The sequence below is a fragment of the Rhizobium sp. AG207R genome, from assembly GCF_027109195.1.
GTDB classification, from domain to species: Bacteria; Pseudomonadota; Alphaproteobacteria; order Rhizobiales; family Rhizobiaceae; genus Rhizobium; species Rhizobium dioscoreae.
The window spans coordinates 328,943-343,104 of sequence record NZ_JAEPVT010000005.1; the positions used below are offsets into that span (position 1 = coordinate 328,943).

The following is a 14,162-nucleotide window of genomic DNA, read 5'->3' on the forward strand; positions in this document are numbered from 1 at the left end:
ATATCAAATCGCCGCAACACCGCGAGGGGTCAAGTCTTATCAAACGGAGAGACCTCTGCTTGGACTTCAGCAATCGAAGCCAAGACCTTTCGCCGGGATATCGTCAGACTAACGTCCAGGAAGGAGCTGGACCGAAGCCCAATTGCATGATTGCATTATTGAAACCGACTTCCTCTGGTCGATATGACTGCGGATACGCCGACGCCCTGCCAATGCAAAATGCCATGGTTGGGAACCAATAGTGCCCCTGCAAAAATTGGCACTCCATATATCGATGCCCGCGCGATCGATCCGAAAAGAGGGGTACTGCGATGACCCAACACTGGAGGATATTTCTAGCCCGCTCCGCGCCGCCAGGCGCGATATTGGATTTCTCGGCAGCCGAGTTCGCTCTCGAGGTCGCGATCAATTTGCGATATTGCCTGAACCTTGTCCGACCAACGCCGGAATGCATCGCTTTGGCTGACCTCGTTTTGCTGCGAGCGAGAAACTACGGCGAAGCGAGAATGGGGCATCAGCCACAGCTATTCGCAGAGGCCGAGGATGCACTTGCCAAGGCAACAAGGCTGCTCGAGATCGAACTCGAATATTGCGCAAAACGGAACATGAAAGGCAGCTGTGAACAAGCCGCCTGAAATCTTCGCCATAGTATCCGCGACGATAATAGCGAAAAAACCTTGGCACTCAGTTGCGTTCCGGATCGTCTGCCGACTTGGCGGCTGACATGAATTGCCAATGCCGCGTCAAGAGAAAGTGCCGGGCGATCGCCTTCGATGCCACCAAGGATCACGGCACGAGCTGCGGCTTCTACTGGCTATTGCTTGTCAAAGAGAGGCGATGACGGCGCGCGCCCAAAGGTCTCTTGCGGCGGCGCATACCTCGGGGTATGCGCTCGAAAAGATGGTTTAGTTGCCGCGGGCGCCGCTGACGGCGTAGGGGATATGCGAGCGGGCAATACCGAGATCACGAAGGACATGATCGTCGAGGGCGGAAAGCTCGCGTATGGCTCTGCGCTGTTCGCTAAAGCGCTTGATCTTCTCAAATACTCTCATTTTTGCGGTCTCCTTTGCTGATGCGCAGGAGATAGGCATTTATCCGCCTAAATAAAATGCACATGCCTGCACGATAGCCATGCCGGTTTTGCACGGCTCATGACCATAAGATTGGCGGGATGAACACGTGCTAGTTCTTATCACCATATTCGAGAGTGCGATCGGCTCTGGATTTTACTGACGGATCGCTACCTTCCGCGACTGTTGCGGCCCCGATGAAGCGAACTTAGCTTTTGAACCGTCCGTCTCTATCCTGCGGCCTATGCATCCTGCCATTTGGAAAAGGTTGCAGCCTGCCCGCGCAAATTGCCATCTCGGTCCACGAGCTGCCAGACGATACCGGCATCGATCCAGAAACGTCGTCCGGATTTCGCAATCCTCAGACCGCGATAGTCGGAGATGAAGCCGTTACGGGTCACCGCGTCCAGCAACTGCTGACGCTCCGCCCGATTGGGAAGCTCGGCCGAAAGGCGCGAGGGCAGCGTTATAAACTCGTCCCATGAGTATTCGAAGCAATTCTGCGCAGCCTTGTTGGCGTAGACGAAACGCGGATCGGCATCCGTATTATGGGCGAGGACCACAAACGGCGCGTCGCGATAGAGCCAATCCGGCCCCGCGCCCTCGCCAATTAAGGAAGAGCCGACAATGCGTTGAAAACTGCCGGTCAGAAGTTCAAAAAAGGCTTCGTCAACCGATAAATCGACAGCGTTGCTTTCAGGCCTATCAGTCATCTCTTCCCTTCCTAGCATTCTGGGCATCGACGGGAGCGATACCTATCAAATTGCGTGGGAGATCAAAAGCAGGGCAAGCGGGAAGACGCGAATATCCATCATCAACCACACCGCGAAGCCAGGGTCTCCAGAGTAAGCGCGAACAAGTTACCGATAGCGTGCTCAAGGACGAGATTGCCGCAACGGAGCCCTGCCAGCTCTGAACACCAACCAAATTACGGTCGTTCGCCGGCGCCCAGCCGACGTTCGATATCATCGATGACAGGCAGCAGATCGGCAACTGTATCGATGACATAATGCGCGCCCCGTGCGTTCAGAACGCCGGTTGCACGTTCACGAACCTTGGCGAGCGCATCCGGCGCCATAGCGGCGATCTCTTGCGGAGTGAGACCCGCCTCATTGCCGCTCAATGCGACGCCGACCGTCCAGCAGCCGGCCGCAACGCCTTCATCGATGCCGACACCAGTATCGTCGACCTTGACTACCGCATGCGCCGGCCAGACATCGAGATCGAGGAAGCACTTGTACATGTTCATCGGCGTCGGCCGGCCATGCGGCAGGTCGCCGGCGCAGACGAGATTGTCGACCTCATAGCCCTGCTCTTTCGCGAGCGGCAGGACGCGCTCCATGATCGAGCGTGTGTAACCCGTCGTGGAACCGATCTTCATCCCGCGCTGGCGCAGCGTCCCGACAACTTCGGTCGTGCCCGGCACGAGATCGGCGAACTTATGCACCACCTCCTCGTTCATCGGCACGAAGACCTCGTAGACCGCGTCGACATCGGCTGCCGTCGGTGTCTTGCCATGACGCGTGGCCCACAGCTCGCGGATGCGAGGCTGCTTCAGCATGGCGTCGATATGATCCCATTTCGGCCGCCCCATCGGCTCACGCGCTTCCGCGATGGTGACCTCGATGCCGAAGCGGCTGAAGGCTTCGACGAAGACGCCCATGGGGGCGAAGGATCCGAAGTCGATGACCGTTCCAGCCCAGTCGAATACAACGGCTTTCAATTGGCTCACTGATTTCACTCCCAAGACCGAGATGTCGAAGCGTAGAGGTCGTCGATGACCTGCTCACCGAGGGCGAAGCCGGTCGAGGCGCCGGTTCCGCCCGTCACCATCACGAGGCGGATATGATCGGCGGGGCGCTCGACCAGCACCGTCCGCTCCTTCGACGAGGCATAAGTGCCGATCCAGCGGTTGACGACGGTGCGGCCCGGCAGATCGAATACGCGATCGAACTCATCGAGGATCAGCCGGTCGAAGCGCTCGCTGGCGAATGGCTGTTGTGCATTGCCGTAGACATGGCTGTCCCCGACGACGAGAGAACCGTCGGCCGACTGGACCGCGATCAGGTGGATGCCGGCGGCGCGGCTTTCGGCCTCTTCGCGATCGAGCCGCTTTCCAAGCGCTTCCGCTTCCGGCAACTGAGCAAAGCCTTCGTAACGGGCAAGGCTCATATCCGACATGACGGCCGCGCCGAACCTGCTCGGCTGAGCGGGTGCCACCCGCAGCATCTGCAATGTGCAGATCATGAGATTATGCTTGGCGATGACATCCGGGAAAAGCGTCGAGAAATCGTCGCCGGGGCAGACGACGACGGCTTCCGCCTCGATCGCGCCGTGGCTGGTCTCGATCCGCGTTCCCTCGATGGCGCGGACGGCCGTGTTCCAGCGAAAATCGACTTTGTGCCGAGCCTCGAGCCAGGCTGCGAGCTTCGGCAGCGCCTCGGAGGATTCGACACGCAGCTCGTGCGGGCTATAAAGAATGGTCTCGAGGCCATCCAAACGCAGGCTCAGCACGAGATCGCCAGCCTCGGCCTTCGTCATCAGGCGGCACTTCTCGCCCATCGGTGTCTTCAAAAAGGCGTCGACAACCACGGCGGCTTCCGAGCGACGCGCCGGCATGACCAGGCCGCGATGGATGACCGCGATGCCCGCCTCGTCGACAATCTCGGCCCAGATGTCACGCGCCCGCATGGCGCGCTCCCAATGGGCGCCCGCCTTCTGCCCGCTGATGGTCACGAAGCCGAAATTGCGAATGGAGGCACCGACCGCCTTGGCATTGCGCTCGATGACGACGACCTTCTTGCCCTGGCGCACAGCCGCCAATGCCACGCCGATGCCGACAATACCCGCACCGACAACCGCAAGATCGTATCCATTCGCCATATCGTTACCCTTTCCTCGGCCGGCATCGAGCCTAACCGTCAGCCTATAGGGCAAACACTAGCAAAATGATATGACAGAATTATAAATTATAAAAAATTATATGATTTTCCTATAGTTTAAAATCAACTTCAAGGCACCCGGCCATCGACTTCGCGCGTGTGCTCCTTGGCGACATCAAAAAAAGCCTGGATGGCCGCGTGATCGCGGCATTCCGGCAGGGTGACGAGGTAATGGCCGATGGCCAGCTCCGGCTCGACCAGCGGCACGACCTCGATATGGTCATCGGGCGGAACCTCGCCTTCTATAGAGATCGCCAACCCAATTCCGGCAGCCGCCGCAGCATAGGCAACGTCAAGTGTCGCGACTTCAAGCACCGGCTTCAGGCGTATGCCCCGCTTGTTCGCCGCATCCTCCAGCAGCGTGCGAGTGCCGGACGCCTTGTTCCAGAGCACCATGTCGCGGCCATCGAGATCGCCAAGCGTCAGCCGGCCCTTGGCCAGCATCGGATCGCCTCTGCGGCCATAAATCGCCACGCGCGATTCATGCAGGCGCAGGGAGGAAAAACGGCCGTCGGATGCCACCTGCGAGATAGCGGCGACATCGAGCTCGCCGCGCAGCACGGCGTCTGCGAGATCGAGCGAAGGCCCGCCCCGTGTCGTCAGGCGCAGCGAAGGATATTCGCGGACGAACGCCATCAGGACCGGCATGATGAGGCGATGCGCACTGAAGCCGATCGAGATCGTGCCCGAGTTCAAAGACGTGGTGTCGGTGATCGCGCGATCGACCTCGTTCAGGCATTTCAGCGTGATCCGGATCTTGGCGATCAGATCGACTGCCGATGGCGCGACGCTGACATTATGCCCATCCCGAATGAAGACGCGCGTGCGGCACAGCTCTTCGAATGACTGGATCTGCGTCGAAACCGAGGGCTGGCTGATGCCCAAATCCTCGGCTGCACGGGAAAACTTTCCCGTGCGCGCCAAAGCTTCGACGGCCTTCATTTGCGCAAGCGTGACAGACGGCATTCTACAAAGCCTCACCTGGAGAAATCGCACAGCTGTCCGTTTCAATAAGTCGCGTATCCCGAGGAGGCAACCGGCTTTGGGCTGGATGTCCATGCGAAATAGCTTCAGCGCAGCACCGACCTGTTGGAAAGCCGCGACAGTCCCCATAGCGCGATCAATGTCGCCGCCCCTAGGATCATTGTCGCCAAAAGCCCGCAGCGCATCAATTTCTAGCGGGGATCATATCCGCATGTAGCGAGGCAATTTCGCGTATTCGCTTGGCTGAAAGGCTGTGATGGAAGCCTGAGCAATATCCTAGTCGTCCTTGTTTCGGGTTTGCCGCACCTCTTCCACAATCGCGTCGGTGTTATCCTTACGCTCCCGTGTCTCCTTTCTGCGGCGGCCGGAATCCGCCAATTGCCACAGGACAATACCGGCAGCACCGAGGCTGCCGATGATGGCCACAATGACTTCGAAATTCCAAATCATTGCCTCCCCATTTATTCAGGCGCATCCGCGCGTCGTGCTTGGCTGTGCAGCACAGGCGTCAAGCGATCCCGGCTTCAGTTCGCCTTCGTCATCAGCCCATGCTTCTCTCTGCAAAAGTGCGGTAGCGGTCATTCCAAAACGCCACCATGTGGGCGGCAGCGAGAAGACCCACCGTACCGACCATCTGCGCAATTGGCCCTGCCGAGACAGACATCATATGCACTGCTTTTTCCTCCGCGAAGGGGCGTGCTTCCATTCGTCCAACGTCTCTCGCCGCCATTTCTTTCGTCTTAGGGGCTGACGGCGCGTCGGCAGAAGTCGGTAACGGCTGCCACCAGCCTCCGCCGGTCGACATCCGATCCATCGGCCAGACAGTCATCCACCGCACTGTGCATGGAATTGAACAGCATGACGGCCGTGAGCCGGGCATCGACGAAGGCGAACGCGCCGGCAGCATGACCTTCGACAAGGAAGGACGTGAGGCGACTAACAAGAGGATTGGCACGTTTCATGTCCCGCTTCGTCGGCTGAAACTGTTGAAATACCAGATCGTGAAGCGCGACCTCGTCGAGATAGCCGAGAACACAGGCCTCCATCAAAACGTCGAGCCGCCGCACCCAACTGTCAGAGGCGGACGCTCTGGCGACGGCATCGATCCTCTCGCAAAAGAGCTCGACGAACCGCGCTTGCAGGGCTTTAAGGACATCGTCCTTGGTCTGAAAATAAAGGTAGAAAGTACCCTTGGCGACGTCTGCGGCATCGACGATCTCCGCAACACTGGTCGCGGCAAACCCCTTCTCCAGAAACAGTCTCTGCGCGGCATCCATCAATTCCTCACGGCGAATTTCCGGCGGCTTGGTGCGCGGACGCGGACGATCTGTAACGGTCACGGGTTCTCCTCGCTGTTCATAGGCTGTCGATGATGATACCCGCTGGCGAGAGAGCGGATGCGCACAACCACCTTACCGCAAGCGAGCCCTTTTCAAAGACTTCTAACGGCATATCGAGCGGAAGACGAGCAAGACTGCGCCGAGCGTCATCGAGCGCGGATGCGGGGGCGACAACTGCGACCCCGAGAAGGGAGCGGCAAAGCGCCTCGCGAACAAGATCCAGCCGCTGCGCCAGCATGGGCAGCACAGCCACATCTCTTTGAAACGTGCATCCGCAAGCCGCGACCAGGAGGAGAACAAAAGGTTGTTCGCGTCTCAGCCAGCTCTCGATCATATCGAGGCCCGCGCGCATGCCGTCGACATCAAGCGGCGTTTCCGCGACCAGTATCGCGAGCGGCCAATGAGTCTCATCACCCTCAGGCAACATCGATATATGCTCGCTCATGACAGCCCACGCAAAGCTGCCAGACCTCGCAGCGCCCCACCGACGTCCAGTGGTCTTCCTTGCGCTGCCGAAAGGGAAGCAAGCCACATCGCCGCCTCATTGACGTCATCGAACATCTGCGCGGGAATTCCGAATAGCTTTTCTGCATCCATGCGGCTCAACTCTTCGAGAGCCTCCGACGGTATGACGGTCGCCATGCCGATGACGAACTGCCTGATCCGCTCGCCATTGGCCTGAAGCCAGACCTTTGCATCCTTTGCGCCGCCTTCAGGCCGCTTGAGCGCCTCGGCATCGGTAAAGACACGCAATGTCGAAAACGATTCGCCGCGATCGAGCCAGGCGTCCCAATCCGAAAAGAAGGCGAGCTGCTCATCGAGCGACATCGCGCCGCGAGCGGCGGAAAGCACGAGCGGCCAATGGCTGAGATCGTGACGGATCATGACCGGATACCCCTCGATGCGGCAAATCGGAAGCAGGCGTCGCTCTGTGTTGCGCCTCCCACATTCTCAATACGGACGACCATTCGCATGCCCCTTAAAACCTGACAGTGATAGCCCACATATATGACTGACCGTCGGTCATTTGTAAAGGAAGGACATTCTTCGAGCCTGATATTATGGAGCTTGCACCCTGCCCGGCCTTAAAGCCGGCATGGTCGCGAGGGAAGCAGCGGCGCTTAGCGAAACGTCATATGGCGCGTATGCACATATGGCGAGGGGACTGGACCTGTATCTTCCGCGTGTATCCAAAGATGCAGCAACACAACCCTCATATGATTGGCAGCGACTATGTTTTCGACAATTTTAAGAGCCCAATCATGCCCGCGAAAAGTTGGCTTCTGAATAGCTGAGAGTGCGGCGGGAGCGCCAGGATGACCTTCAAACTTTGAAAGACATCCCAGACGCGCTGCGCGTGGCCCGAGCACCGCTTTCACTTCGGCTTTTATGGTGAGACTATGTTGACAGGATCACGCCAATCTCATTGCTTGTCTGAGATCGCTCAGGCAAATGACATCGATGAATTGCGACAGTTCTTATTCAAGTTCTGTTCTTTATACGGCCTGGCAAACGCAGCCTTTCATGTGACGCAAATCGCCGCCCTGTCGCAGCAAAACCCGCTTCTCCTGCTGACCTACCCGCCGGAATGGATAGACACATATATAGCGCACGATTACTTCTCGATCGATCCCGTTGTTCAAGCCGGACGCAACGGATTTCTGCCCTTCGACTGGTCGACCCTCGATCTGAAGTCGCCGCAAAGCATCTCCTTTTTCCGCGAAGCCGAAGCCTTTGATGTCGGGCGCTACGGCTTGACGCTGGTCGTTCGAGGGCCTCACGGTGAGCGATCGCTTTTTACAGTTACCTCAAATCTGAAAAGCGGCGACTGGGAGCAATTGCGAAACAGCATAATAGGCGATCTGCAGGTGATCGCCTATTATCTGCATGAGCAGTCATTGATCGTGTCCGGTCTGCGAGAACAAAGCATCGGACGCAAGCTTTCGAAGCGGGAAACCGAGTGCCTGGAACTGCTGGCGCACGGCCTGCTTCCGAAGCAGATCACATCCATTCTTGGAATTTCTGAAAGCGCCGTGCGCCTGTATCTCAGCTCCGGCCGCCGCAAACTTCACGTCAGCACCACAAATCAGGCCATTGCGAAAGCAATTTCGCTTGAGCTCATCAAAAGCTGAACTGAATATTCCCCGGCGACGAAGATGCGAATTGCAAGGTGGGGGTCCTGTCATCCTTGCCGCGCATCATCCTCAGCCGCTGCTCAAGCCGCTGATCGGACTCCTCGTTCACCTCCCAGAGGCCGACATAGAGGTTGCCGATCTCCGGCCGCGAACGCGCAAGCGGCGTCGGCGACCATCCGATCTTTCGGTAAACCCCGATCATCGATGCATCATAGACGCCCATGATGTGCTCGATGCCCGATTTCAAGCTCAGGCGGCAAAGACCGGAGAGCAGTTCGACGGCGGCTGTCTGCGACGACGGATGTCCGGCCTGAAGCGGAGGATGCACGCAAAACCGGGTGCACTCCCAGATCGAAGGGCTGCAGATATCGAGATCCTCGTTGAAAAAATGCTGGAACTCGCTCGAAAGCATCGTCTCGCTCGTTGTCGGCAACAGCCGCAGCGAACCCGTAAGCTCGTCGTCCTCTTCCTTCACGGCCAGGTAGATGGGGTCGTGCTCGTCGTCGAAGCGGTCGATCTCCAAACCACCTTCAACGTTGACATCCCACCCCATTCGATCACGGAAGACGAGCGCGCGGGCGCGGAACATCTGAGTGAAATACGAGGACGCCGCATTGCGGTCTCGTCGGGTCAGTATCTGTAGCATCAGCGTCTCCAAATTTTGCCTTAACAAAGCACCTTGGAGCCAGGCTTCAATATATCGATTCCGCCAGATTGCGTGACCGCGAGTACCCTTTAGAATCGAGGGGTACGGAGCAAGGCAGAGGTTCAACCGCTCCCGCGGCCCCTCCTGTCGGCATGCAAAGGTCGGCATGCAGGGGCTTGCTGGCATTCGGCGCGCTAACGCCTTTCAAGCGCAACGATTTCGGCAAGGCCGCGGGTTTGCCCATAATACATCGGGCCGCCGCGCCAGTGTTAAGCCGATCGCCAGGACTTCCGTGACCGTTTTCCCGGCCGGCACAATCTTCAGAAGCTTCGTGACATAGGCAGGCCCGAAGAAATGCAGCCTCACGAAGCGCTCCGGCTGCACAAGTCCTTCGCTAATTTCATCCGGATCAAGATAGGACGATGAGGGCCATCACACCTTCATACGTGAACGTTGACGGTCATGATCCTCATGTCAATCATTGCATTTATAATTGACTGACCGGTCGGTTTATGCAAGAGTTTTGCGTCGCCATCGAAAGGGCGGCAGGGAGGAAACATGTCCGAATCCGACACCATTCTGTCGGCGCTCGCCGATGGCGTCTTGAGCCTCACGCTCAATCGACCCGACAAACTCAACTCCTTCAACGAAGAAATGCATCTTGCGCTGCGCGCCGGCTTCGAGCGTGCACATCAGGATGCGGATGTTCGCGCGGTTCTCCTGACGGGAGCCGGTCGTGGCTTTTCGGCCGGCCAGGATCTCGGCGATCGCGATCCGCGCAAAGGCACTCCGGATCTCGGCCATACGATCGAGACTTTCTACAATCCCCTGCTGCGCCTCATTCGCAGTCTGGAAAAGCCAGTAATCTGCGCGGTCAATGGCGTTGCCGCCGGCGCCGGCGCCAATATCGCATTCGCCTGCGATATCACGATTGCAGCCCGTTCCGCCCGCTTCATCCAGGCCTTCGCGAAAATCGGCCTCGTGCCGGATTCCGGCGGCACCTGGAACCTGCCGCGGCTGATCGGCGAAGCCCGCGCCAAGGCGCTGGCGCTGACGGCTGAGCCTCTGGGTGCGGAAACGGCGGCCAGTTGGGGCCTGATCTGGCGCGTGGTAGACGATGAAACGCTGATGGATGAGGCAAAGGCGCTTGCCATCAGGCTCGCCGCCGGCCCTACAAAAGGCCTCGGCCTGACGAAGCGCGCCATTCAGGCGGCAGCGACAAATTCGCTCGACGAACAGCTCGATCTTGAACGCGACCTTCAGCGCGAAGCAGGCCGCAGCGCCGACTATGCCGAGGGCGTCACGGCTTTCCTCGAAAAGCGCAAGCCGGAGTTCAAGGGCAAATGAGCATGGCCGACACGCTTTCCCCAGAGGCGCTTGCAGAAGCATGCGCAAAAGCCATGTGGGACGAAGACAATGCCAGCCGCCATCTCGCAATGGAGTTGCTTGCAGTAGCACCGGGTGAGGCTACGCTCTCGATGGCGATCACCGAAGCGATGACGAATGGTCACGGCACCTGTCATGGCGGTTACATATTCACGCTTGCCGACTCGGCATTCGCCTTCGCTTGCAACAGCTACAACCAGCGCACCGTCGCCCAGCACTGTTCGGTGACCTATATCGCGCCGGCCTTCAGGGGCGACCTGCTGACGGCGACGGCGCGGGAGGTGTCGCGCCGCGGCCGCGGCGGAATTTACGACATTGCGATCACCAATCAGCAGGGCGAGCAGATTGCGGAATTCCGCGGCCACTCGCGAACGGTCAAGGGCACGCTGCTGCCGGAATAGGGTTCATGCCGGCAGCGCCCAGCATTACCCGGAAAAATGCGCAGCGGTGTTCCGGCCGGAATGGGGAAGAGACAAGAGGATAAGCATTTCTGGAGGAGACATTCATGGAAAACCTTTCTCCGCGAGCCAGCGAGCTGGAAGCGATCGAGATAGCCTCGCGCGACGAGATTTCCGCGCTGCAGCTCGAACGCATGAAGTGGTCACTCACCCATGCCTATGAGAATTCGCCCTTCTATAACAAACGCTTCGATGAAGCCGGCGTGCATCCCTCCGATCTGAGGGCCTTGTCCGATCTCGCCAAATTCCCCTTCACCACCAAGAAGGATCTTCGCGACACCTATCCTTTCGGCATGTTTGCGGTGCCGCGCGAAAAGCTTGCCCGGCTCCATGCTTCCTCCGGCACGACAGGTAAACCGACCGTCGTCGGCTATACCGCCAAGGACGTCGATACCTGGGCGAGCGTCGTTGCGCGTTCGATCCGGGCCGCTGGCGGCCGGGCCGGCGATCTGGTGCATGTCGCCTATGGCTACGGCCTGTTCACCGGTGGCCTTGGTGCACATTACGGCGCGGAAAAGCTCGGCTGCACGGTAGTCCCTGTCTCCGGCGGCATGACGGAACGGCAGGTGACGCTGATCCAGGATTTCAAGCCGCGCATCATCATGGTTACCCCCTCCTACATGCTGTCCATCCTCGATGAATTCCGCCGCCAGGGCATCGACCCCCGAGAAAGTTCGCTTGTCGTCGGCATCTTCGGCGCAGAGCCATGGACCAACGCCATGCGCGAGGAAATCGAACACGCCTTCGACATGCATGCCGTCGACATCTATGGCCTGTCTGAGGTCATAGGTCCGGGCGTTGCCAGCGAATGCGTCGAGAGCAAGGACGGGCTGCACATCTGGGAAGACCATTTCTATCCGGAGATCATCGATCCCGTCACCGGCGCGATCTTGCCAGATGGCGAACTCGGCGAGCTGGTGTTTACGACGCTGACCAAAGAAGGGTTGCCAATCATCCGCTACCGCACGCGCGACCTGACGCGGCTGCTGCCCGGCACGGCACGCTCGATGCGCCGCATGGAAAAGGTGACGGGGCGCTCCGACGACATGATGATCCTGCGTGGGGTCAATGTCTTCCCGACACAGATCGAGGAGCAGATCCTCAAATGCCGCGGGCTTTCGCCGCACTTCCAGATCGAGCTGACGCGCTCCGGCCGCATGGACAACATGACCGTTCATGTCGAATGCACGCTGGAGGCGGCGGACGAAATCGCGCGCGGCGTTTCGGCAAAGGAACTCACCCATCACATCAAGAGCGTGGTCGGTGTCTCGACGAAGATCGCCGTGCATCCGCCGGGCGGCGTTGTCCGCTCGGAGGGCAAGGCAAAGCGTGTGGTCGACAACCGCCCGAAAGAATGATTGGTGTCGTAGCGGATAGCCCGACAAGGATTTGATCGTGTATAGGAAGCATCGACCATTAGGCATGGATAATGTCAACCGGCAATGAGCAGAGCAGGATCACATGGCACGCACGCGCGCAGTTGATTTCGAGGAAAAGCAGCGCGGCATCCTGGCAAGCGCTGCGGCGGTCTTTGCCGAGGTCGGCATGGAGAAGGCCTCCATGTCGATGATCGCCTCGCACAGCAACGTCTCGAAGGCCCTGCTCTATCATTACTATCCCGGCAGAGATGCGCTGATCTTCGATATCGTGCAGACGCATCTGACAGAGCTGGAAAGCGCGATCGAAGCAGCCGATCGCACCGATGCAACGCCGCAGGAACGGCTGCGCCTGCTCGTGAAAGCCGTATTGAAAAATTACGAAGGCGCGGACAACGAACATCAGGTTCAGCTTAACGGCACGCATGCGCTCTCGCCGGAACAGCTGTCGGAGATCAGGACGATCGAGCGACGCATCGTCAAGCGCTTCTCCAGTGTGATCCAGGACCTCAACCCTGATCTCAACAAGAACAAGCCATTGCTGATGCCGGTCACCATGTCGCTCTTCGGCATGATGAACTGGGTCTATATGTGGTTCCGTCCCAACGGCCCGATCACCCGCGACGAATATGCCGATATCGCCACCACCCTCATCCTTGAAGGGGTCAAGGCCGTCCGTTGATATCGCGCCTCAATCGCCGAGCTTCATCCGTTCGAGAATAAGAGGATCATATTCCGGCGCGCGGATGCGACGGCGATCAGGCTCGGGCGCGGTGAGCGGCTCGACGGCCGCCAGCTTCTCCTTTGCCTCCAGTGCGAGGCGCTGATAGATGGCGGTACCCTGGCGCTTCCACGCAATCTCATCTGCCGTAAGCTCACGCACCGCTCGGGCCGGCGATCCCAGAGCAAGGCTGTTAGCCGGAATTTCGGCACCGGCCTTGACGAAGGCCATGGCAGCGACGATCGCATTCTCGCCGATAACGGCTTCATCCATGATGACGGCATTCATGCCGACCATGACATTGGCGCCGATGCGGCAGCCATGCAGCACAGCGCCATGGCCGATGTGCCCCGCCTCGCCGATCACAACTTCCAGATTCGGGAAGCTATGGACGACGCAGGTCTCCTGCACGTTCGAGCCGCGCTCGAGCACGATGCGCCCGAAATCGCCGCGCAGCACGGCGCCCGGCCCGACATAACAGGCCGGGCCGATGATAACGTCGCCGATGACGGTTGCGGCCGGATGCACGAAGGCTAAGGGATCGATGACCGGGATCAAGCCGTCATAGGAATAGATCTGCGCCATTCAGTCGGCTCCCAAACCTTCCACGTCGCGACCGGTTTCGGCTACGGCTTCCAGCCGCTGCGCGAATTCGCGACGCAAGGTGCGGCGAAGCTGGGCTGCCTTGTGACGGCGGATATCTGTCGGCGTGACCGGAACAAGCTCGGGCACGCGGACCGGTCGACCGGCCTCGTCAACGGCAACCATGGTGAAATAACAGGAGTTGGTGTGGCGGCGCTGGCCGGAACGGATATTCTCCGCTTCCACCCTTATGCCGACTTCCATGGAGGTACGGCCGGTATCATTGATAGAGGCCCGGAAGGTGACGAGTTCGCCAACATTGATCGGCTCCTTGAACAGCACCTGATCGACCGACAGCGTTACGGCATATTGCTTGGAATAGCGCGACGCACAGGAGAAGGCAACGCGATCGAGCAGGTTCAGAAGGGCGCCACCATGCACCTTGCCGCTGAAATTCGCCATATCGGGCGTCATCAGCACGGTCATTTCCAGGCGATGCGGGTCTTGCTCAATCGTCGTCAT

Annotated in this window: 17 protein-coding genes and 1 pseudogene; 5 read left to right on the top strand and 13 right to left on the bottom strand. The window is 59.0% G+C overall.

Annotated elements, in window-relative coordinates; genetic code table 11:
- Positions 1–905: 905 nt before the first annotated feature.
- From JJQ51_RS14030 to JJQ51_RS14070, 9 genes are all read right to left on the bottom strand, one after another.
- Positions 906–1,052 (bottom strand): DUF1127 domain-containing protein, encoded by a 147-nt coding sequence (locus JJQ51_RS14030; RefSeq protein ID WP_083258017.1) that lies wholly within the window; start codon positions 1,050–1,052, stop codon positions 906–908.
- Between the two features lie 260 nt (positions 1,053–1,312).
- Complete coding sequence (locus tag JJQ51_RS14035; protein WP_069610109.1) at positions 1,313–1,783, bottom strand: MEKHLA domain-containing protein; 471 nt, start codon at positions 1,781–1,783, stop codon at positions 1,313–1,315.
- Positions 1,784–1,998: 215 nt separating this feature from the next.
- Positions 1,999–2,802 carry a phosphonoacetaldehyde hydrolase gene (gene phnX, locus JJQ51_RS14040; protein ID WP_113350800.1) on the bottom strand — a complete coding sequence of 268 codons (804 nt, stop codon included), beginning with the start codon at positions 2,800–2,802 and terminating at the stop codon, positions 1,999–2,001.
- A gap of 5 nt (positions 2,803–2,807) precedes the next feature.
- Positions 2,808–3,953, bottom strand: coding sequence for a TIGR03364 family FAD-dependent oxidoreductase (locus tag JJQ51_RS14045; RefSeq protein ID WP_152093057.1), 1,146 nt, complete (start codon positions 3,951–3,953; stop codon positions 2,808–2,810).
- A 128-nt stretch (positions 3,954–4,081) separates the two neighbouring features.
- Positions 4,082–4,978, bottom strand: coding sequence for a LysR family transcriptional regulator (locus JJQ51_RS14050; RefSeq protein WP_269244830.1), 897 nt, complete (start codon positions 4,976–4,978; stop codon positions 4,082–4,084).
- A gap of 294 nt (positions 4,979–5,272) precedes the next feature.
- A complete protein-coding gene (locus JJQ51_RS14055) occupies positions 5,273–5,446 on the bottom strand; it encodes a hypothetical protein (RefSeq protein ID WP_162748760.1) in 174 nt (57 codons plus the stop codon).
- Between the two features lie 290 nt (positions 5,447–5,736).
- Complete coding sequence (locus JJQ51_RS14060) at positions 5,737–6,336, bottom strand: TetR/AcrR family transcriptional regulator (RefSeq protein ID WP_246661165.1); 600 nt, start codon at positions 6,334–6,336, stop codon at positions 5,737–5,739.
- A gap of 16 nt (positions 6,337–6,352) precedes the next feature.
- Positions 6,353–6,781 (bottom strand): hypothetical protein, encoded by a 429-nt coding sequence (locus tag JJQ51_RS14065; protein ID WP_113350796.1) that lies wholly within the window; start codon positions 6,779–6,781, stop codon positions 6,353–6,355.
- A complete protein-coding gene (locus JJQ51_RS14070) occupies positions 6,778–7,221 on the bottom strand; it encodes a hypothetical protein (protein WP_145634785.1) in 444 nt (147 codons plus the stop codon). The genes JJQ51_RS14065 and JJQ51_RS14070 overlap by 4 nt, the downstream gene beginning before the upstream one ends.
- Before the next feature lie 515 nt (positions 7,222–7,736).
- Between JJQ51_RS14070 and JJQ51_RS14075 the strand changes: the two genes are divergently transcribed.
- A complete protein-coding gene (locus JJQ51_RS14075; protein ID WP_113350794.1) occupies positions 7,737–8,468 on the top strand; it encodes a helix-turn-helix transcriptional regulator in 732 nt (243 codons plus the stop codon).
- Here the strand turns inward: JJQ51_RS14075 and JJQ51_RS14080 are convergent.
- Both JJQ51_RS14080 and JJQ51_RS14085 read right to left on the bottom strand, forming a co-directional pair.
- A complete protein-coding gene (locus JJQ51_RS14080) occupies positions 8,458–9,285 on the bottom strand; it encodes an acyl-homoserine-lactone synthase (protein WP_246661166.1) in 828 nt (275 codons plus the stop codon). The genes JJQ51_RS14075 and JJQ51_RS14080 overlap by 11 nt on opposite strands.
- A 36-nt stretch (positions 9,286–9,321) precedes the next feature.
- Positions 9,322–9,531, bottom strand: a pseudogene (locus JJQ51_RS14085) (3-hydroxyacyl-CoA dehydrogenase NAD-binding domain-containing protein); the annotation flags it as partial.
- 144 nt (positions 9,532–9,675) lie between these two features.
- Here JJQ51_RS14085 and paaG point away from each other — a divergent pair.
- The 4 genes from paaG (at position 9,676) to JJQ51_RS14105 (ending at position 13,019) form a co-directional block, all read left to right on the top strand.
- Complete coding sequence (gene paaG / locus JJQ51_RS14090; protein ID WP_113350791.1) at positions 9,676–10,464, top strand: 2-(1,2-epoxy-1,2-dihydrophenyl)acetyl-CoA isomerase PaaG; 789 nt, start codon at positions 9,676–9,678, stop codon at positions 10,462–10,464.
- Positions 10,461–10,904 carry a hydroxyphenylacetyl-CoA thioesterase PaaI gene (paaI, locus tag JJQ51_RS14095; RefSeq protein WP_113350790.1) on the top strand — a complete coding sequence of 148 codons (444 nt, stop codon included), beginning with the start codon at positions 10,461–10,463 and terminating at the stop codon, positions 10,902–10,904. Before paaG ends, paaI begins: the two co-directional genes overlap by 4 nt.
- A 104-nt stretch (positions 10,905–11,008) precedes the next feature.
- Entirely contained in the window at positions 11,009–12,319 is a 1,311-nt protein-coding gene (paaK, locus tag JJQ51_RS14100; protein WP_113350789.1) for a phenylacetate--CoA ligase PaaK, read from the top strand.
- Between the two features lie 103 nt (positions 12,320–12,422).
- Positions 12,423–13,019 (top strand): TetR/AcrR family transcriptional regulator, encoded by a 597-nt coding sequence (locus JJQ51_RS14105; protein WP_113329420.1) that lies wholly within the window; start codon positions 12,423–12,425, stop codon positions 13,017–13,019.
- Between the two features lie 9 nt (positions 13,020–13,028).
- Here JJQ51_RS14105 and JJQ51_RS14110 read toward each other — a convergent pair whose 3' ends face one another.
- Entirely contained in the window at positions 13,029–13,643 is a 615-nt protein-coding gene (locus JJQ51_RS14110; protein ID WP_113350788.1) for a transferase hexapeptide repeat family protein, read from the bottom strand.
- A complete protein-coding gene (locus tag JJQ51_RS14115; protein WP_113329422.1) occupies positions 13,644–14,162 on the bottom strand; it encodes an acyl-CoA thioesterase in 519 nt (172 codons plus the stop codon).